The sequence below is a fragment of the Pontibacter sp. LHS2 genome (assembly GCF_058932845.1).
This window is the reverse complement of the sequence record NZ_JBZYWG010000001.1, coordinates 966,704-987,071: the sequence shown is the minus strand read 5'-3', so window position 1 is coordinate 987,071 and position 20,368 is coordinate 966,704. Positions and strand designations below refer to the sequence as shown.

Below are 20,368 nucleotides of genomic sequence, written 5' to 3'. Positions count from 1 at the left end.
GCGGAAAATCGTTTGAAAACACGATGTTACATATTCGGGCTGGTAATTACAATTATAAGTTTCGCTGCCTGCGTGCCAACCAAGAATTTGGGTGAGAATGAACAGCTCTTGTTAGGTATAGAACCCAAAGGCCTGGAACACATCAGCCAGACTGATGTAGAAGCTGTTTACCAGCAGCGGCCCAACCGTACCTTTCTTGCTTCCACGCCTTATCTGGCAATTTATAATTTCGGGAAAAGATTCTATAGTCCGAGCCGTATTGACGAGCGGATTCAAAAATTACGTGCCAAGCGAACCGAAAAAGTAGCTCAGGCTGACGATTCAACAAAGGTACGCCGTATTCAGGACCGTTTTGACCGGCGCATAGCCCGCCAGCGTGACCGCAAAGAACAGGGTAACCTGTTGATGCAGATCGGTGAGCCACCTGCCATATATGACTCGCTGTTGATGGAGCGCACGATGGACCAGTTGGATATCTACATGAACACCAAAGGCTTCTTTAATCACGAAGCAAGCTATGAAAAACAGGTAAAGGGCAAAAAAGCATATATCACAATTAATATCGTCGAGAACGAGCCTTACCGCTACAGTGAGTTCAACTACAACATACCTGATGACTCATTGCTGCAGGTAGTGAAGCGTTATGAAGACAGGTCACTACTCAAGCTAGGCGATGTATACGACGAGCAAGTGCTTAGCGCCGAGCGTGACCGTCTGTACGAGATGATTCGCCACAATGGCTATTTTGACTTTGCTCGGGCTTACATTGAGTTTGATGTCGATACGAGCTTCGGAGGAAATACCGTACGGGTCCATACAATTATCCAAAACCCTGAAGACCAGCCATTTCACAAAGCCTATACCATCCGAAACGTATACTTTAAAACGGATGCTGATCGCTTTGGCCTCGTGCGGGACACCGTCGAGTATAACAATGTAAAGTACCTGGCTTACGACCAGAAGTTTTCGACAAGTATTCTGGACAAGAAGGTGTCTGTATACCCTGGGCAACGATACAGCCAGTTTCGTAGCTCACTGACGCAAAGGCGATTGGCTGAAATGGATGTGTTTCAGTTTAACAACGTCAATTACAGTAAGATCACAGACCTGACGGACTCTACTGCTGCCAATCAGCTGAATGCCTTTATCAATGCCCTCCCCGCCAAGAAGTTTCAGGAAACGGCTGAACTGGGTATGAATTTTACCGAGCGTAGACCAGGTCCTTTTTCTAGTATCCGACTAAAAACACGCAATGTTTTCGGAGGAGCTGAGAACCTGGAATTCGGTATCCGTGGAGGCTTGGAGGGGCAGATCAATATTGCAACTGATGAAACGGTCATGATACGGGAGTTTGGTGGCGATGCCGCGCTTACTTTCCCACTTTTTATTCTACCCTTTGGAGGAAAGAATATTTTGCAGGACTTCAATCCCAGGACCCGATTATATACCGGCTACACCAACGTAAATCGTGCTGAGTTTCAAAGAAGCATTTACGAAGCCTCCCTTGACTACATCTGGTACAAGTATCCGCGGCCTCTTCAGACGCCTTCTGTACAGTATGTGTTCTCGCCGATCAACATCAATATTATTCAGGTAAATCGTATTGATCCCACTTTTGCAGAAGACCTGCGGGAGCTAAGTCAGCTTAGCCGTTCTTTTGTAGAAAGTTTCAGGAGCGGATTTATTTCTTTCGTTGGCTTCAACTTGATTTACAACACAAACGACTTTTTGCAGTCGCGCAACGCCCGCTACATGCGTGTGCTTACCGAGGTAGGCGGCCTTACTGCCAAACTGGGTATTTTGCCTGAAACAGGCAACCTGCGGCAGTTCCAATATGCCAAATTGAACACCGATTACCGGCGCTATTTGCCGTTGGGAGGTCAGCGCTATTTTGTTTATCGTGTAAATGCCGGTGTAGGCGGTCCCCTGTTCGGTACTAATGCGTTACCTTACGATAAATACTTCTTTGCCGGAGGTGCTTCAAGTGTGCGTGCCTGGCAGGCCCGTCGTTTAGGCCCTGGCTCCTATCGGCGTGTGCTCACAGAAACTGAGAACGGTGAAGAAACTGAAAGAAGATATATTGCTGAACAGCCCGGTGAAGTACTGCTGGAGGCGAGTGCAGAATACCGTTTCAATATGGTGGGGTTCCTAAACGGAGCAGTATTTGTCGACGCTGGAAATGTATGGATGCTCAAGCCTGACAACCGGCCCGGATCTGAATTCCAGTTCAATCGCTTTTACAAAGAACTCGCTGTAGGAACAGGTTTTGGTCTGCGCCTTAACTTCTCTGTAGTGATCCTTCGATTTGATTTTGCGACGCAGGTATACAACCCGGCTGGAGACATTAACGGAAACAAATTCGTGATTCGTGACTTCCGCTTCTCTGACTTTTTCAGGCAGACTGACCCTGTTGATCGTAGAACGAACCTCAATATTGGTATAGGTTATCCATTCTAATAAAATTGTATTATACCACCCGAAATTTGTGTGGCTATACCTGGAAATCCGCACTGGAGATAAATTTCGGGTTGCACTATTCATTGTTAATTTTATGTCATCGTTGCTTTTGGAAGCTTAATAATAAGCTTTAACAAATGTTTCAGGTGATTTTTCAAATAATATGGGGTTTGAGTCGAAAATATTTGAAATGAATTAAACTAATAAGCTTATCATGTGTGTTAGGCCAAAATCTGGTTGGTGTCACTCGGGCGCTAATTGAGAGCAGGATATTAAGAGATATTATTTGCTGGCACACTTTTACGCTTATCTATATGACCCAACCTTTACGCCTGCTTTTGGCAATAGCCTTGCTATTGCTACCTATTCTCATTTTCGCTGAAGGCTCCAAACAGTTAACCCCTCACACCAATACATTTGGATTAACGGACGTCAGAAATGACAAGGTGGGTTATTTAGCCCATGACGCCAATTTTCCGAATGCTAACGGCGTGCAGATGACATCCCTCAGTTTTCTGAAACCTGCCGGATTTAGTAGAAATGGGGCTACCTTTTCGGAGGATCATCGCTTATTGATTCGTGTAAAAGCAGGTGAAAGGCTGTACTATGGTGTAAGGCGTGCTATCCACGACCAGACAACCGCTAATCAAAGTGATTTAATTATTACTGTTAGGAGAAGGACTAGTTCTACTGATGTAGCAGGCACCATCGTCCAACAAACTACTTTAACACGCAACCAGAGCTCTACCCGTCACATGCTGTTGAATGCAGCTAACGGTGTCATCGGTACCCCAACACAGGTTATGGTGGGGCCTAATCGTCCAACACTTGGTGGTAGACCAGCTGTTACAACAGGGTATGCACCCTTGGGAATCCATAATAATAGTTCTGAAGACCTTGATCTTTGGGTTGAATTCACGCAAGTGGGCGAATCAAACCTGACAGATGGACAGCTTTTCTCTGTCTACGACCTCTGGGACTTCACGGTAATCGGCGCAGATGGCTTGGAGAAGCAGGGCCGCATGCGCAGTAAGTTATGGTCTTTTTCGGCTGGAGGCACAGATAACCTGTTTTCCAAAGACTTTAACATGTACCCGCTTATACCTAGCGAAACACAAACTGACCGTTTTTATGTCAAGAAGCTGGAATTGGCAGGTATAGCCCCTCAGAACTTTTTTAGGTTTGTAACCAACCGCTTCGGTTCAACAACCGCTGCTGGTGCAACGTTTGAGGCACGTCGACGAAGCCAAACCTCGCAGCGGGACTACCCGGAGTTCTACAACTTTGTGAACGACCCCGACCCTACCATTTGGCCTACGGCCAGTGCTCCGACTTTTAGTGTAGACGTTACCAATTACTGTAACACCAGTGCAGGACGTGGCGGTGCCACCTTTGCAGGTACCAGCTCTGAACAGAGCACTTTTATGGTACTTATTGATTTGAACGGTCAAGATGGTTATCAACCGGGTACCGCAGACGTGCTTCTGGAACAAACAGGCCCTGCCGGCACAAAGCGTATTGAATGGAACGGTTTGAATGGTTTAGGCCAGGTAGTGCCTTCCGGCACCACGATGAAATACCGTTTCAAAAACGGCAGTGCCCCTATCAACTTTCCGGTGTGGGATGCCGAAACCAACATGTATGGTTTCCGGGTAGGTAACGTCAGGCCAGGAGCCACCTCCCCAGTCACGTATAACAGTGAATTGTACTGGGATAACACGAATCTGGATGTAGCTAAATTCCCCAACTCAACTGATCCCTCCAGAGCACGCACCCAGCTTTTTGGTGTACCTTCCGGATCGGGGGTCCATATCTGGGGATCAGCTTCAAACTTTGCTGGAGACCTGTATACCGTGAACACCTGGACATACGGCTTTACCAATTCCGTGAATCAGGAGGTGGCTTATACCTACGACTGTAGTGCAGACCTGGCAGTGACCAACGTCGCTTCCCCGGGACCGCACATCATAGGTAAAGCCTTCACGTATACCGTTACGCTTACCAACAATGGCCCGCAGGCTGCTGCGGGTGTAAGTTTGACTGACCTGTTGAATGCTGATAATCTAACCTTTGTGAGTGCCGCTCCTTCTGTTGGCACCTACAATAGTTCTACTGGCATCTGGACAGTTGGAAACCTTGGCTCTGGAGGCTCACAAACACTGACCATTACGGCTATACCTAGGGTCTTGGGCTCCATCAGCTCCACAGCTTCCATATCTGCCAGTCAAACACCAGACAACGTATCCAGCAACAATAGCAGTACAGCGACCATCAATGTGGTGCCAGCCGCTGACATACAAGTGCGGAACACGGTAAACGGCACTGCTTTCAACAATGGTGACCTGGTTACTTACACGGTAACAGCCAGAAACCTGGGCCCAAATGCTGCCACAGGCGTTAGTATTACAGATAAATTGCCTGCCGGACTTACGTTGGAGGGTACTACCCCAGCCGGATATGACCCTGTAACAGGAATTTGGTTGGTTGGCAACTTGGCGGTTAATGAGACGAAGACGCTCACATTGAATGCTCGGGTGTCTCAACTCGGAAGCATATCTACTACTGCCTCTCTGAATGCACGCGATGGGCATCAACTAGATGACAATGCCTCCAACAACGTGTCCACCTATACCATTACAGTCAACCCTAGTGCTGATGTAGAACTGATGGTATCTGTAAACAACAGTACGCCTAATCAGGGGCAGACTATTGTGTACACGGTAAGAGCGTTCAACAATGGTCCTAACAATGCGACCAATGTGCGGGTAGAGAACCTGCTGCCTCCCGGTATGACGTATGTGAGTGTGAATGGCTCTTCGGGCACTTTTCACACGGGTACCTATCTATGGACAATCCCATCCATCCTTCCGAACGCGACTCAGTTTATCAATATCACGGTACTGGCTGCTACACCAGGTGAAAAACAATTTTCATCGTCGCAATCACATCCTGAATTTGACAGAGAAGAAAGCAACGATGCTGCGACTGTAACGGCTACAGTTGCCCCTACGGCTGATGTCGCCGTTACAAATAGGGTTTCTGCTCCTACGGCAACTGATGGGAAGTATTATCCGGGTGACCAGGTGACCTATACGGTGGTCGTGCGCAACAATGGTCCTAGCGGTGCCACCAATGTAGTAGTAAACGATTTACTACCTGAATCGCTTGAATTCAATGGTGCAACAGCTACAATTGGCAGCTACGATGCAGTCACCGGCCGATGGGATGTCGGTAATTTGGCTAACGGCGAATCGCATGTCTTAACAATACAGGCTATCATCAGGAATAGCGCTGTCATTACGACTACCGCTACTCAAACGCATACGGAGTTTGACAATGTAAACGGTAACAATTCTGCATCGAACAGTATCACATCCGGTAATGGGATCATTACTGCCGATATAGCTGTCGAGGTTATAAAATCTGCAGGACCATACTATACAGGGGATGCGATCACATTTACCGTGAAAGTCATCAATACAGGACCGGATGCGGCCAGTAATTTATCGTTGGATGCGGTCGTGCCACCAGGTATGACTCTAAAGCAGGCACTACCAAAAGTAGGTACTTATGTAAATGGTAATTGGTCCATCGGAACACTGGCATCTCAGGCGTTTACGGAACTAATACTGGTGGTGGAACCTCTTGCTGACGTAAACGTGACCGGCACTAAAAACTACACCTTTTCAAGCTCACTTATAAGCTTAAATGAGTCGCAGGGAAATAACGCAAACCCTGACTCTGATTCTGAAACGATCACAGTACAGAAACGTGCCGATGTTGAAATAACCATGGACGTGACAGGCGCTGTAAATGGTGTGTACTACAGAGGTTTGACAGAAGCTACGTTCGCCATCACGGTGACGAATAAAGGTCCTGATACAGTGACAGGCCTGATAGGTAAGGATACCCGAACCGGCTCATTAGACTTTAAGAGTTTTGAAGCTCCTACCGGCACTACCTATGATCCCGCTACAGGTATATGGAATGTAGGCACGCTGGCTTCGGGAGAATCCAAAACAATTTATGTGGTAGGTATACCGAACCAGACTGGCCGATTAAACCTGGGTGGTGGTGTTACAGCAGCAGATCAATACGATAACGTAATGGACAATAACCGGGCAGTGGCTGTATTAACGGTAGTTCCCGTTGCGGAACTAGAGGTAAGGAATCTGATTGCTGCCGGACCTTATTATGTGGGCGTTCCTACGATGCGCACCATTCAGGTAATCAATAATGGTCCGGATGCGGCGAGCAATGTTTCTATTAAAGATCTGCTGGTTGAGGGTTTGCAAGTGCTGGAGGCTGTTGAATCAATAGGTGTATATGACGCTACTACCGGCATCTGGAGTTTCGGATCTGACTTACTGGCCGGCGAAATGCAGACGCTGCAACTGCGTGTTGTTCCTACCGTGGCTGGATCGTATGCAACGACAGCTTCCATAGACACTGCTACAGAATATGACCCGATTGCAACCAATAACACTGCCACCACGAGCTTTGTAACTTCCGGCACTGCTGATGTTGCCGTGCAAGTACTAGTGAGTGAAGGGCCTTACTTTGTAAACCAGACCTATACCATTACATTCAAGGCATCGAACAATGGCCCTAATGAAGCTACAGGTGTGGCACTGACCGGTATAGTATCGGAGTATCTGAGTCTTGGCAATGTGCTGGCACCCCAGGGAACATCCTACGACAGCAACACGGGTACCTGGACGATTGGAGACCTGGCTGTAAACGAAACAAAGGAATTGGTACTTACAGTAACCACCACCGTAGCAGCCACATATTCCAACCAGGTGTTTGTATCGGCGGCAAATGAGTACGACCCCAATGGCGGCAAAACAGCGAGTGGCAATAACACAGCTGCCATAGTATTCGCAGTAGTGGATAGGGAAGCGACTTACGTCCAGCATTATAGCAACGTACACTTCCATTTCCTGCGCAACAACGATGTGGTGGCAAGCGCGAGTGATTTGGATGGTGACATTCTGGGAGCGAATGTTGTGAGTGGTAGCTTACCTGCCGGCGTTTCATTGCGAGCTGATGGCAGGCTGGTGGTGACTGACCGCTTAGCGCTTAGGGCTGGCTCCTACACGGTAACTATCAGAACTGTCGACGAGTTTAACAATGAATCTGTCAATTCGATCACTTTCAGCCTGCACGACGACTGGGATCAGGATGGCATAGCTGACGCTGTTGACATCGACGACAACAATGATGGTATCTCGGATAGTGATTCAAACAAAGGTGCAAATCCATTTGGTGACCACAACGGTAATGGTCAGTTCAATTTCTACGACCCTGCCTATATGCACCCGTTTTATGGCACATTCCGTGACCTGAATGGCGATGGCATCAACGACTGGTTTGATCTGGATATGGATGGTGTACTCAACGACTACGACCTTGACATTGACGGCGATGGCCTTACAAATGTACTGGAAGCTAATCTGGGCAAAACACCAGCTGAGGAAATCTATGATACCCAAAAAGGTACCATCAAAGGTGCCGTAAGCGAAAACGGTATGCCGGTGGCCATTCAAATAGGCGCAAACTCAGGAAATAGCGTGTTTGGAGTTGTTGATTCAGATGCAGATGGAATACCTGACTACATGGATATTGATGCAGACAATGATAGTTTGCTTGATTATATCGAAGCGCAACCTACCCATGGCTTTATACCTAGGAGTTTGGTGGATTCCGATCGTGATGGATTGGATGACGCCTACGACGGCTGGGATTCCCTTTGCCAATGTACAGTCACAGGAAAGCATCTCGAGCCGGTGAACACGGATGAAGACATGTTCTTCGATTACCTGGACCGTGACACTGACGAAGATGGGGTTGCCGATTACATCGAAGCCTTTGACGACAATAACGATGGTGCCGCACTCGACGACCTGAAGGCCAGAGCTGCTCGATTTGAGGCAGCTACTGGCAAAGGATTCTATACTACGGCAGATGCCAACAGGAACGGCATACCGGATTGGATGGAAATTGTAGGTGGTATTCCTGCCTACCTCAATGCTGAAACCAGCTATTACAAGGATTCGGATAAGGATGGACTGGTTGACCTGTTTGACGAAGATTCCAGTGGTGCTGCAGCTATTATGCAGTTGAACGCTAACAACGAGTATAACTTCAGAGATGCCAGATCAATCATTCCACTGCCGGTTACTCTGATCCGATTCCATGCAATTATGCAGCATCCAAACGTGCTGCTGGCTTGGGCTACAGCATCAGAACTGAATAATGACCATTTCGTGATTGAGCGCAGCACAGACGGGAAACATTTTGAAGCTGTTGGTAAGGTAGATGGTGCAGGAACGAGTAGCCTTGTCAGGAATTACAAGTTTACGGATAGTAAAGTACCCACCGGAACAATCTACTACAGACTAAAGCAAGTCGATGAAGATGGCACTTACGAGTATAGCAAAGTTGTAGCGGTTCAAAGTCAAAGCGTATTGCAAGAGGATGCAAAAGCAAGAATTTATCCGAACCCAGCCCAGCACTACACTACACTCGACCTGTCCAGATTACCAGGTGGTACTTACCAGGTTTCTATCATTGCGGTGGATGGCCGTGTGGTTCGACAGTTTGCGGCTACAGGAGGTGATTTGCATACTATCCAGGTTTCTGACCTCTCTACAGAAAAATACATCATCCGAATACAATCTGATACATTAAATCAATCCATAAGCCTTCTCAAGCATTGATCCAAACTTAAACTAAAAAGCCTCTGCATTTGCAGAGGCTTTTTTATGTCTTAAGGTTCTCGTGATTGATGCTAATGAACAGAGGCTAGTAATTCAACAACTCTTCAATACACGCAGCTACTTTTTCCGGATTTGGCAGCATCATTTTCTCCAGCTCCACATTCAAAGGTATAGCCGGCAAGTTGGCAGCGCCCAAGGTATAGACCGGTGCGTCCAGCTGCTGAAAGCATTCTTTGGAGATGCGGCCCGCCAGTGACTCTGCAAACGAGTTCATCAACGGCTCTTCTGTCAGCACCAGGGCTTTGCCGTGGCGGCGAACAGAGGCAACAACGGCCTCAAAATCCAGCGGATTGAGGGTACGCAAGTCGAGGATCTCAACGCTACCCGGGAATTGCTTTGAAGCAGTTTTAGCCCAGTATACACCCATACCATAAGTGATCACGGTTAGGGAATTACCCATACGGATCTCCTCGTCGCTGGCATGTTGCACGATATTGGCTTTGCCAAGTGGCAGGATGTAGTTTTCATCCGGCTCCACTGTTTTGGCGTCTTCAGTGCCGGCCACTTTAGACCAGTATAGGCCTTTGTGTTCGAGCATGACCACGGGGTTCGGGTCCAGGAAGGCAGCTTTCATCAGGCCTTTCATATCGGCGGCATTGCTTGGATATACTACTTTGATACCGCGTATGGTCAGCAAGGTAGACTCTATACTGCCAGAGTGGTACGGGCCACCGCCACCGTAAGCCCCGATCGGCACACGGATCAGCGACTGCACCGGGAACTTGCCCATGGACAAATAGCAGCTCTTTGATAACTCTTCTACCAACTGGTTCATACCTGGCCAGATGTAGTCGGCAAACTGGATTTCTACAATTGCCTTAGCGCCTACTGCTGACATACCTGCCGTAGAGCCCACAATGTAGGCTTCCTGGATGGGGGTATTGAATACACGGCTGTCACCATATTTCTTAGCCAACAGCGCTGCTTCCCGGAATACGCCACCAAGCTCCCCTCCTACATCCTGACCATAAAAAAGAGCCTCAGGATAGGTTCGCAGAATATCATCGACAGCGTGGAGCGCAGCGTCTACCATGATGGCTTTGTCAGTACCGGATGGGCTGCGCTCACCTTTCTCCTCAGTAACAGGTGTTGGGGCGAATTCATGTTGATCGAAAGTAACCGGATCGGGCACTGGCGCATCCAAGGCACGTTGGTAATCTTCGGCCACATTTTTTTGAGCCTCCTGCTCCAGCCACTGTATCTCTTCAGAAGTGACATCTGCTTCCAGTAAGGCCTGGCGCAGTTTCGGGATCGGATCATTCACGCTGTGCTCCTGCAGGTTGTTCCCGCGGTACCATTCACGGCGAACTCCCGAGGTATGGTGACCCAGCAAAGGTACTTTAGCATGTACCAGTATAGGCTTGCGCACTTCCCGTACATACTCAAACGCCACCCGCATACCTTCATATGACTCAGCAAAGTCAGAACCGTTTACACGCAGGCGCTCCATTCCTTTGAAACCTCCCGCATATTCATAGGCATCCATGGCGCGCATTTCCTTGCCGGTGGCCGAAATACCCCAATCGTTGTCCTGCACCAGGTATACGATCGGCAAGTTTTTGAGCACTGCCATCTGGAACGCCTCAGCCACTTCGCCTTCTGTTACAGAGCCGTCACCGAGTGAGCAGAGCACAACTGGCTTTTCCTCACTGTTTGAAAGTCCCTGCGACTCAAAGTAGGAAATGGCGTGCGCCATACCTGTGGCAGGTATAGCCTGCATGCCAGTAGCAGAACTTTGGTGTGGTATGGTCGGAAATCCTTCACGGCGAAGTGACGGGTGACCGTAATAAGTACGCCCTCCCGAAAAAGGATCATCGGCTTTGGCCATCAGCTGCAGCATCAGCTCGTAGGGCTGCATGCCTATACCCAGCAACACAGAATCATCGCGGTAGTAGAGCGAGGCGAAGTCGTAGGGTTTGAGCTGGAAAGCCGTGGCCAACTGAATTGCTTCGTGCCCGCGCGAGGTGCTGTGCACGTATTTGCTGCAAATGGTCTTGTTTTCTTCGTAGGTGTCTGCCAAGGTTTTGGCAGTTATCATCAGTCGGTAAGCTTTCTTAAGAATGGTTGTATCAATCTTAAAAGCCTCCATCAATTCTTTTGACATAGATTGCGCGTAGTTGTTGCCCGAAATTAAGAAAAAATGCCCTTTTTCTAAAATACTATCTTAAGCTGGGTAGAGCGGGCATTATTTGGTAATTTTGTGTTCTGATTTTTGGTCTGTAACGCTGTATGCTGGTTTTCAGGTATGACTTTCCCAAAAATCTGGTCTCTTGTGTCTACATCTAACGTCTATAAAATGTTCAGAGAAGAAGTTGAAGCTTTTATGCGCCAGTTCCAGCTGGATCTGGTCCGCGACCTTGAAAACTGCGATGGCGGTGCTACGTTCCAGAAGGACGAATGGCAGCACGAGCAGGGCGGCGGCGGCATTTCCCGCATCATCGAAGACGGAAACGTGCTCGAAAAAGGTGGCGTCAACTTCTCGGCAGTACAGGGTGAGCTCTCTCCCCAGTTTCTGAAAATGCTGCAAATGCCCGATCCGAAGTTCTTCGCGACTGGCGTTTCAGTGGTCATGCACCCACACAGCCCCATGGTGCCGATCACGCACATGAACGTGCGCTATTTTGAAGCAGGTGACGGAACAGCCTGGTTCGGCGGCGGCATTGACCTCACGCCGATCTATGTGGATCTGGAACAGGCCCGTGAATTCCACGAGGCCATGAAGGCCGTTTGCGACAAGCACCATCCCTCCTATTATCCGGAGTTCAAGAAATGGGCCGATGACTATTTTTACAATGAGCACCGACAGGAGACTCGCGGCGTGGGCGGTATATTCTTTGACCGACTGATGGCGACCGACGAGATCAGCATGGAACAGCGCTTTGCCTTTGTGCGTGACGTGGCCTATGCTTTCGCCCCTTTCTATACCAGGATCATCAACCAGAATCGTGAGCTGGCATATGGTGAACATGAGAAACAATGGCAATTGATCCGCCGTGGCCGCTATGTGGAGTTCAACCTCGTGTACGATCGTGGCACCAAATTCGGGTTGGCCACCAATGGCCGTATAGAGTCTATTCTGATGAGTCTGCCGCTGCATGCTTCCTGGGTTTACAACCACAAGCCTGAGCTAGGCGGGTCAGAAGAGGAAACCCTGCGCTATCTCAAAAAAGACATTGACTGGATCAATATCAAGTAAGCATGCTGGATCAACTGGAGAAGCTGGACCAGGAGTTGTTCCTGTTTCTGAACGATCAACAAAGCCCGTTCTGGGACACGGTCATGGTCACCGTTTCAAACAAGTACTTCTGGGTGCCATTCTATATTTTGCTGATTGGCTACATCATCTGGCGCTACAAACTGCAGAGCATCCCCATGTTGCTGATGGCTGTGGCAGGTATAGGCCTGGCCGATTATGTGGCCTCAGGCATCTTCAAGCCTTATTTTGCCCGTTTGCGCCCCTGCCACGATCCGGAGATTTCTGCTATGGTCAACCTAGTGCGTGGCTGTGGCGGTCAGTTTGGCTTTCTTTCTTCCCATGCTTCTACAGGATTTGCGCTGGCGGTTTTCTTTAACCTAATCCTCTCGGATCGCTACCTGTTCTTCAAGGTATTTCTGGTGGTCTGGGCAGTGGTGGTTTCTTACTCACGCATTTACCTGGGTGTACATTATCCGGGAGATACGCTGGGCGGCGCTTTGGTAGGTACTGGTACAGCGATGCTGGCAGTTGTAGGGTACCGCTTCTGGCTGCGAAAATATACCCGCTTTCAGCACAAACCTTTGGCATGATCCGCTGTTTCTGACGTATTGTTAGAACAGCCGATTCCTGACTTGCAACTACGACATATATTACTCCTGCTGCTTCTTATCCTGCCGATGCTACCCGCGTGGGCACAGGAAGGCTTTGTGCTGCGTGGTCGGGTACTGGATGCTACTACGGCCGAGCCTCTGGCCGGTGCCTCTATCAGTTTACAAGAGCGGCCTTCCGTTGGTACAGTGTCTGAACCTGATGGAAGGTATAGCCTAAGTGCGCCTGCCGGTAGCTATACCTTGCTTATTCGCTATATCGGTTATGAAAACCGGGAAATCAACCTGCAGCTTTTTCGGAATGAAACGCTTGATCTGCAACTGACACAGGCTACTTACAGCACCCGCGAAGTCGAAGTGATCGGGACGCGACTCAAGCCGATTACGCAAACTGCTGTGATGGGCGAACTCGATATCCCTATGGAATCTGTGAAAACCTTGCCTGTGCTGTTCGGTGAGACGGATATCATGAAAACTGTTCAGCTTTTGCCTGGCGTTCAGTCAGGGGGTGAGGGCAACACCGGCTTTTATGTGCGTGGCGGAGGAGCTGATCAGAACCTCGTGCAGCTAGATCAGGCAGTAGTTTACAATCCCGGACACTTGCTCAACTTCTTCTCTGTCTTCAATAGCGATGCGATCAGCAAAGCTACTTTAATCAAAGGGAATATGCCAGCCAGGTATGGCGGACGCCTTTCATCAGTGTTGGATGTCGAACTGCGAGAAGGCAGCTCGGACAGCTTGCAGGCTGAGGGTGGCATAGGCCTGATTGCGTCTCGCCTCACTTTGCAGGGGCCATTGGTGAAGGAGAAGGCAACATTCATCTTTTCCGCCCGCCGTACTTATGTGGATGCGCTCTTCGGGCCTTTTCTGCGCAACACGGAGCAAGGTGGCGTGCCTTATTACTTTTATGACTTTAACGGGAAGCTTTCCTATACCTTGTCTCCCAAAGACCGGCTATACCTGAGTGGCTATTATGGTAAAGATGTAGGGGCGCTCACACTCTCTTCCGGCCGCTTTGTGGCCGATTTCCAATGGGGCAATGCCGCCGCCACGGCACGCTGGAATCATCAGTTCTCAGATAAGCATCAAGTCGATGTGTCCGGTATATTGAGTGATTATGACTTCAGCTTTGACTGGGATTTCGGGGGAATCAGGACAGCCGTGGAAACTGGGGTGCGTGACTATTCCTTACGGACTGATTTTGTCTACTCTCCTTCTGCATACCATCATTTCCAGTATGGTTTGCATTATACCCATCATATCCTACGGCCTCGCTCTGGGAGCGCCGAAACTTCGGAAGGTGATGTCTTTTCAACTGATCGTATTCTGTCGAAAACAGCGCATGAAGGAGCGCTATACCTGTCCGATGACTGGAATGTGACGGATCGTCTTCTACTCAGTCTTGGTCTGCGGGCAAGCCTGTTTTCTCAAATAGGGCCTTTTACTTTTTATACCTTCGACCAAAACGAGCGCCCCGTTGATTCAGTGGCCTATGCTGCCAATGAACGTGTTCAAACGTATCATGCCTTGGAGCCGCGGGTGTCTGTGCGCTATACCTTAACGGCTGCATCATCTATCAAGGCCAGTTATACCCGTTCTGCGCAGTACCTTCATTTGGTTTCAAACGCCTATACCACCTTACCTTTGGATGTCTGGGTGCCAAGCTCTGCCATTGTAGAACCTCAACGGGCCTCGCAATATGCGGTGGGCTATTTCCAGAGTTTCGGCCAAAACATGTACGAAGGTTCTGTCGAGGTATACTACAAGACCATGGAGAATCAACTGGAGTACCGGGAGGGATTTGTGGCGGGCCCTTCCAATCGTGATCTGGAGTATGAATTTGTACGGGGAAGCGGTGAGTCCTATGGGGCAGAATTTTTCCTGCGCAAGAACTACGGAGACCTGCAGGGCTGGCTCGGCTATACTTTGTCACGTACCGACCGCACCTTCCCTGACCTCAATCAGGGAAGAACTTTTCCTGCCCGTTTCGATCGGCGGCAAGATGTATCAGTAGTGGCCACATACAAACTCAACCCACGCTGGACATTTGGGGGCAGTTTTGTGTATGGTACTGGTCAGGCCACCACCATGCCCGAGCGACGCTATATAATCGAAGGGACTGTCAACTATCAATACGGTGATCGCAACAGTTTTCGAATGGAGCCTTTTCATCGACTAGACCTCTCTGCCACCCTGGAGGGCAAGGCACAGCGACGATTACAGTCGAGTTGGACCTTTGCCATCTACAATGTGTACGGTCGCCGCAATCCGTTCTTATACTACATCGATAGCGAAGGCGCACCTTATAGCTCCGAGACACAGGTGCAGGCCAAAAAGGTGTCCCTTATACCTTTCCCACTGCCTTCCGCCACCTGGAATTTTAAATGGTAATGCCATGAATTTAAGAAAATACCTACTCCTTAGCTTATTTCCTCTCTTGTTTGCCTGCGAAGAGACCTTGATTATTGATCTACCCGAAGGACAGGAACAGCTGGTTGTAGAGGGACATATTGAACAGGGCGCTCCGCCGGTCGTGGTGCTGACGCGAAGTATGCCTGTGTTTGCGGGTTTTTCTCCCGCTGACCTGGAAGCCAGTTTTGTACACGGCGCACAGGTAGCGGTCATTTCAGCCGGTCAAAGCTATACCTTGCAGGAAGTACCTGCAGCTGCTTTCACGCCTGAACTGCGTCGGTTGGTGTCAGCGCAGTATGCTATACCTGAAAGTCAACTGAGCAGCGGCAGTGGCTTTATCTTTTATGTCTATACCTCGGATGAGCTGATAGGTGAAGTGGGCAAAAGCTACCAATTGCGCATTAGCCACGAAGGGCGTGTGCTAACCTCTTCAACTACTATTCCTAATTTAAATCCTTTAGAAGAGCTTTTTCTACAACCGCACCCTGACCCGCAACAGGATAGCCTTTTCACGCTTTATTACCGCTACCGCGACCCGGATACTTTAGGCAATAGTGTGCGCTACTTCACCAAGCGAAACAGTGAGCCTTTTTACCCCGGTTTATTTGCCTCCGTTTTTAATGACGAGCTGATCAATGGCGTGCAGAATCTAAGCTACCCCTTAGACCGTGGTGAACCTCGGGGCAGTACTCCTGACTTAGATACCTATGGTTTTTTTGGCAAAGGAGATACGATCGTAGTTCGTTGGGCAGCCATCGATCTGGCGCACTACCGCTTCTGGTATACCTTGGAAAACGAACGTAATAACAATGGCAGTCCCATAGGGTCTCCTAATACCACCCGTTCAAATATCAATGGTGGCTTGGGTATATGGGGAGGTTATGGGGTTACCCAGCATCAGATCATTGTAAAATAGTGATCACGACTTCCCTAACAGGCGCGCTACGTACTTCCCGATGATGTCAAACTCCAGATTGACAGTGGAGCCGGGCTTCACCTGGTGCAAATTAGTGTGCTCGTAGGTATAAGGTATAATCGCGACAGAAAAACGGTCCTCCTGTGAATTCACGACCGTCAGGCTGATCCCATTGACAGTCACGGAGCCCTTCTCAACCGTAACATTTCCCAAAGTAGGGTCATAGCGGAAGGTGAACACCCAACTGCCATTCTGGTCTTCTACAGATTCGCATACAGCCACCTGGTCTACATGTCCCTGCACGATGTGCCCGTCGAAGCGGCCATTGGCACTCATGCAGCGCTCCAGGTTTACCTTATCGCCTACTTTCAGGCTGTTCAGGTTGGTTTTCTGAAGCGTTTCGTCAATAGCTGTTACGGTATAGCCGGTTTCAGTGATATTCACGACAGTCAGGCAAATCCCGTTGTGGGCTACACTCTGGTCGATCTGCAACTCGTTCGTGAATGGGGCTGAGAGCGTAAAGTGCTTGTTGCTGCCTTCCTCCTGAATGGCCAATACCTGGCCCATACCTTCTATTATACCTGTAAACATAGGTTTGTTCGGTTATGATCTGGACTCAAAATTAGCTATGATTTTATTTAAAAACACGGTTAGGCTAAGTTTATCGACGTGTGGCGAGATTAAATTACTGCTTGGTTAGGTAACTGTGCCTTGGTATGCTTATTTTCGCATATGGCAGTTGTGGCGAATGCTGATTTAATGCATAAGGGTTCTCCTATACATGAAAATACCGCTACAGCGCTACTTTATTAACCGTTACAAACAAAGGGAAATGCAGACAGATTTGTACAAGCACAAAGGCATGCGCCGCGCCTTGGTAAAACAGTTGAGAGACAAAGGTATACGCGATGAAAGAGTGTTAGCGGCAATCGAAACTGTTCCCCGTCATTTTTTCTTCGAAAAAGCCTTTCTGGAGCAGGCCTACCAGGACAAAGCTTTCCCGATTGGTGAAGGACAAACCATCTCACAACCGTATACCGTCGCTTTCCAGACGGAACTGCTCAGGTTAAAGCCTACCGATAAAGTGCTTGAAATTGGCACAGGTTCGGGTTACCAATGCTGTGTCCTGCTTCAGATCACTCCTTCCGTTTATACGATCGAGTATAATAAGCCTCTTTATGATAAGGCGGTGAAGTTTTTTAAGACGTACGGACTTTTCCCGCATACCTTCCACGGCGACGGTTCGCAGGGCTTACCGGCCCATGCTCCATATGATAAGATTATCGTAACGGCTGGTGCACCGGGTATACCCAAGACACTTGTTAGTCAGCTAAACCTGGGCGGTATTTTGGTTATACCTGTTGGTGGTGAGTCAAGCCAGAAAATGCTACGCATCACCCGCACGGGCGAAAACGAATTTACGCAGGAGGAGTTTGCCGATTTTAAGTTTGTGCCGCTACTGGGCAAATCGGGCTGGGATGCTCCTTCTCTTTAATATAGTAACACTATCTTAATTATAGGGCGGTTTTTAGTTTGGCCTTTCGTGCCCTATCTTTGCGTCAGATTTTATAGAACTGACATGCGTAAACAGAAAAAAGTAAGCGAATCATATGTGATCATGACCGAGTTGGTATTGCCAAACGATACCAATACCCTGCATAACCTGATGGGCGGTAAGATGATGCACTGGATGGATATTGTATCAGCCATTGCCGCCCAAAAGCACTCCAACCGCATTGTGGTGACTGCTTCGGTTGACAATGTATCGTTCGCTGAAAGTATAAAGCTGGGAAATGTCGTTACTCTTGAAGCCAAAGTGACCCGTGCTTTCTCTTCTTCCATGGAAGTGCACATTGTGGTATATGCGGAGGACATACCGACGGGTCGTAAGGTGATGTCAAATCAAGCTTTTTTTACCTTTGTGGCAATAGATCAGTCTGGTAAACCTATTGACGTGCCTGAGGCTGTACCTGAAACAGAAGAAGAGATCCGCTTGTATGACGGTGCCCTGCGTCGTCGTCAGTTACGTCTGGTTTTGGCTGGCCGTATGAAGCCAAGCGAGGCCAATGAGTTGCGCTCTATCTTCGATTTGAAAGAAGACCAGGAGTAAGCGGAGCAAATATAAACAGAGGACAATGGCAGCACTGACACCAGAGCAACTGAATGCGGAATTTCTCAGGCAGTTTATGCCTGAAACGCTTTACCTGATTGATCAGGATATGGTGCCTGCTGTCAGTGCGCCAGAAACTGTCCCAGCAGCGGCTGTTGAAGAAAAAGCTATACCTGTGAATACAGAAGTAGTGGCTCCTAAACCTGCGGAAGAGGCTGCTCCAGCGCCACCAGCTGCTCCGGCTGCGGCTATACCTAAACTTCCCAAAGTGGAGTCTGTTCCGCAGCCTAAGTCTTTTGACCTGATCGGTGAAAATCGTAAAGGTCTGATCGTACTCGTTACATTGCCTGACTCAGAATTCAGAGCCCTGCCGCAATCTCAATTCCTGACAAAGATTCTGGCAGCCATTGGGTTCGGTCCTGCTGATGTTGCTTTTGTCAACAATGTTTCAGGTACCATTACTAAGTTTGAAGCGCTGCGTGCCACCGCAAAAACAAATTATATCATCAGCTTTGCCAGCCGACTTGATACAGACCTGCCACACGATAAGTTCACACTTTACAATCCGGTGCCGGTGGATGGCGTGCCTGTAGTTTTCTCGCAGTCTCTGGCCGTGCTGGATGGTGATCAGGAACAGAAGAAGTTGCTGTGGGGAGCCCTGCAACGGGTTTTCAAGTAAGCCTATAGCTCTCTGCTAGGACATAAAAAAGCGAAAGCCCTTCCAACTTAGAAGGGCTTTCGCTTTTTATTAGGTATATAATGTGTGCTAGTTTACCAAAGAGGCAATTTTCGCTTCCAGCTCCTCTCCTCTTAAACCTTTGGCGATGATCTTGCCTTCTTTATCCAGCAGTATAGTTTGCGGAATCGCATCTATCTGGTAAAGTTGAGCAGCAGAACTTTCCCATCCTTTCAGGTCTGATACTTGTGGCCAGGTTAGCTTGTCGTCTGCAATAGCCTTCAGCCATTTCTCGCGGGACTGGTCAAGGGATACGCCAAATATCTCAAAACCTTTGTCCTTATACTGGTTGTACATGCGTACCACATTCGGGTTTTCTTTGCGACACGGAGCGCACCAGCTAGCCCAAAAGTCGATCAGCACATATTTGCCTCTGAGTGAAGACAAGGCGATTTCTCCACCATCTGGCGTCGGGAGTTTAAAATCAGGAGCAACTGAGCCAACAGCTGTTGTACGCATAGCTGAAAGACGGTCATTCAGTGACTTGGTATATTTTGACTCAGGTATGTGTTGCGTATAGAGCGTCAGCATACTGTCTGCAAAGGCAAAATCCAGTTGCGGGTTCACCAGGCTAAGCGTACCAAAAGCTGATACGATGGACTCTGGATGTTTTGCAATGAAGTTTTTGATTCCCTTTTGCAAAGCCAGGTACTGCTGGCGATAGCCCTCGGCTTCTTCTGTCTTACCTTCCGACATAGCCTTGTTGAACTGCTCACTCAGGACCATCTCTTTTTGACGCGACTCTTCCACCATTTTATTCAGCTGCTGGAACAGCTCTGAGTCTTTGGAGTTTTCAAAGCGGGCCGTATTGTTCAGATTGCTGGCATCAGCTTCTACTTTGATGGTCTTGTTTTCAAGCACCATCATCAAGGCATTTTGCTGATCGAGTCCGAGGCGATAAAGCGTAGGCTCACTCACCTCACCCTGGAAGGTGAAGGTGCCATCCTGACTGATGTTTGCCGTATCACGCGCAATGAATTGCTGCTCGCCTAACTCAAATAAGAAGATCTGACCAGGTGAGGCGTTTTGCAGTTTACCTTCTATAGTATAGGCACTGCCGTTTGTAGCCGTTTTATTGCCCTGGCAACTGGCCAACAGTGCAGCCGCTGAAGCTAATACTACATAGTTCTTAAGGTTCATATCTCTTGGGA

General features: G+C 48.7%; 12 protein-coding genes. 9 read left to right on the top strand and 3 right to left on the bottom strand.

From position 1 onward, the window contains the following. The first annotated feature begins 12 nt into the window (after positions 1-12). Together tamL and AC5FX6_RS04245 are read left to right on the top strand one after the other, a co-directional pair. Positions 13-2,457 (top strand): translocation and assembly module lipoprotein TamL, encoded by a 2,445-nt coding sequence (gene tamL / locus AC5FX6_RS04250; protein WP_493595781.1) that lies wholly within the window; start codon positions 13-15, stop codon positions 2,455-2,457. Between the two features lie 314 nt (positions 2,458-2,771). Further along, positions 2,772-9,179, top strand: coding sequence for a T9SS type A sorting domain-containing protein (locus AC5FX6_RS04245; RefSeq protein ID WP_493595780.1), 6,408 nt, complete (start codon positions 2,772-2,774; stop codon positions 9,177-9,179). 85 nt (positions 9,180-9,264) lie between these two features. Here the strand turns inward: AC5FX6_RS04245 and AC5FX6_RS04240 are convergent, their stop codons facing one another. Beyond that, entirely contained in the window at positions 9,265-11,343 is a 2,079-nt protein-coding gene (locus tag AC5FX6_RS04240) for an alpha-ketoacid dehydrogenase subunit alpha/beta (RefSeq protein ID WP_493595779.1), read from the bottom strand. Between the two features lie 192 nt (positions 11,344-11,535). Here AC5FX6_RS04240 and hemF point away from each other — a divergent pair, with 192 nt between their 5' ends. The 4 genes from hemF (at position 11,536) to AC5FX6_RS04220 (ending at position 16,371) form a co-directional block, all read left to right on the top strand. Then, positions 11,536-12,435 (top strand): oxygen-dependent coproporphyrinogen oxidase, encoded by a 900-nt coding sequence (gene hemF, locus AC5FX6_RS04235; protein WP_493595778.1) that lies wholly within the window; start codon positions 11,536-11,538, stop codon positions 12,433-12,435. A gap of 2 nt (positions 12,436-12,437) precedes the next feature. After that, positions 12,438-13,025: a phosphatase PAP2 family protein gene (locus AC5FX6_RS04230; RefSeq protein ID WP_493595777.1), complete on the top strand. Its 588-nt coding sequence runs from the start codon at positions 12,438-12,440 to the stop codon at positions 13,023-13,025. An 87-nt stretch (positions 13,026-13,112) separates the two neighbouring features. Next, positions 13,113-15,434 carry a TonB-dependent receptor gene (locus AC5FX6_RS04225; RefSeq protein ID WP_493595776.1) on the top strand — a complete coding sequence of 774 codons (2,322 nt, stop codon included), beginning with the start codon at positions 13,113-13,115 and terminating at the stop codon, positions 15,432-15,434. 4 nt (positions 15,435-15,438) lie between these two features. Then, positions 15,439-16,371 carry a DUF4249 family protein gene (locus AC5FX6_RS04220; RefSeq protein WP_493595775.1) on the top strand — a complete coding sequence of 311 codons (933 nt, stop codon included), beginning with the start codon at positions 15,439-15,441 and terminating at the stop codon, positions 16,369-16,371. A gap of 3 nt (positions 16,372-16,374) precedes the next feature. On the opposite strand, the gene AC5FX6_RS04215 is transcribed toward AC5FX6_RS04220, so the two are convergent. Further along, positions 16,375-16,962: a riboflavin synthase gene (locus AC5FX6_RS04215; RefSeq protein ID WP_493595774.1), complete on the bottom strand. Its 588-nt coding sequence runs from the start codon at positions 16,960-16,962 to the stop codon at positions 16,375-16,377. A 241-nt stretch (positions 16,963-17,203) separates the two neighbouring features. Between AC5FX6_RS04215 and AC5FX6_RS04210 the strand changes: the two genes are divergently transcribed. The 3 genes from AC5FX6_RS04210 (at position 17,204) to AC5FX6_RS04200 (ending at position 19,160) form a co-directional block, all read left to right on the top strand. Next, complete coding sequence (locus AC5FX6_RS04210; protein WP_493596640.1) at positions 17,204-17,866, top strand: protein-L-isoaspartate(D-aspartate) O-methyltransferase; 663 nt, start codon at positions 17,204-17,206, stop codon at positions 17,864-17,866. A gap of 84 nt (positions 17,867-17,950) precedes the next feature. Further along, positions 17,951-18,481: an acyl-CoA thioesterase gene (locus tag AC5FX6_RS04205; RefSeq protein ID WP_493595773.1), complete on the top strand. Its 531-nt coding sequence runs from the start codon at positions 17,951-17,953 to the stop codon at positions 18,479-18,481. Between the two features lie 25 nt (positions 18,482-18,506). After that, positions 18,507-19,160, top strand: coding sequence for a hypothetical protein (locus tag AC5FX6_RS04200; protein ID WP_493595772.1), 654 nt, complete (start codon positions 18,507-18,509; stop codon positions 19,158-19,160). 87 nt (positions 19,161-19,247) lie between these two features. Here AC5FX6_RS04200 and AC5FX6_RS04195 read toward each other — a convergent pair whose 3' ends face one another. Then, the gene (locus tag AC5FX6_RS04195; RefSeq protein WP_493595771.1) at positions 19,248-20,357 is read right to left on the bottom strand and encodes a redoxin domain-containing protein; all 1,110 of its coding nucleotides are present in this window, start codon (positions 20,355-20,357) and stop codon (positions 19,248-19,250) included. Positions 20,358-20,368: the final 11 nt, after the last annotated feature.

Excerpts from the sequence above, each read along its gene's own strand:
- AC5FX6_RS04245 (WP_493595780.1), top strand. The coding sequence starts at position 2,772 with ATGACCCAACCTTTACGCCTGCTTTTGGCAATAGCCTTGCTATTGCTA.
- AC5FX6_RS04240 (WP_493595779.1), bottom strand. The coding sequence starts at position 11,343 with ATGTCAAAAGAATTGATGGAGGCTTTTAAGATTGATACAACCATTCTT.
- hemF (WP_493595778.1), top strand. The coding sequence starts at position 11,536 with ATGTTCAGAGAAGAAGTTGAAGCTTTTATGCGCCAGTTCCAGCTGGAT.
- AC5FX6_RS04230 (WP_493595777.1), top strand. The coding sequence starts at position 12,438 with ATGCTGGATCAACTGGAGAAGCTGGACCAGGAGTTGTTCCTGTTTCTG.
- AC5FX6_RS04225 (WP_493595776.1), top strand. The coding sequence starts at position 13,113 with ATGCTACCCGCGTGGGCACAGGAAGGCTTTGTGCTGCGTGGTCGGGTA.
- AC5FX6_RS04220 (WP_493595775.1), top strand. The coding sequence starts at position 15,439 with ATGAATTTAAGAAAATACCTACTCCTTAGCTTATTTCCTCTCTTGTTT.
- AC5FX6_RS04215 (WP_493595774.1), bottom strand. The coding sequence starts at position 16,962 with ATGTTTACAGGTATAATAGAAGGTATGGGCCAGGTATTGGCCATTCAG.
- AC5FX6_RS04210 (WP_493596640.1), top strand. The coding sequence starts at position 17,204 with ATGCAGACAGATTTGTACAAGCACAAAGGCATGCGCCGCGCCTTGGTA.
- AC5FX6_RS04205 (WP_493595773.1), top strand. The coding sequence starts at position 17,951 with ATGCGTAAACAGAAAAAAGTAAGCGAATCATATGTGATCATGACCGAG.
- AC5FX6_RS04200 (WP_493595772.1), top strand. The coding sequence starts at position 18,507 with ATGGCAGCACTGACACCAGAGCAACTGAATGCGGAATTTCTCAGGCAG.
- AC5FX6_RS04195 (WP_493595771.1), bottom strand. The coding sequence starts at position 20,357 with ATGAACCTTAAGAACTATGTAGTATTAGCTTCAGCGGCTGCACTGTTG.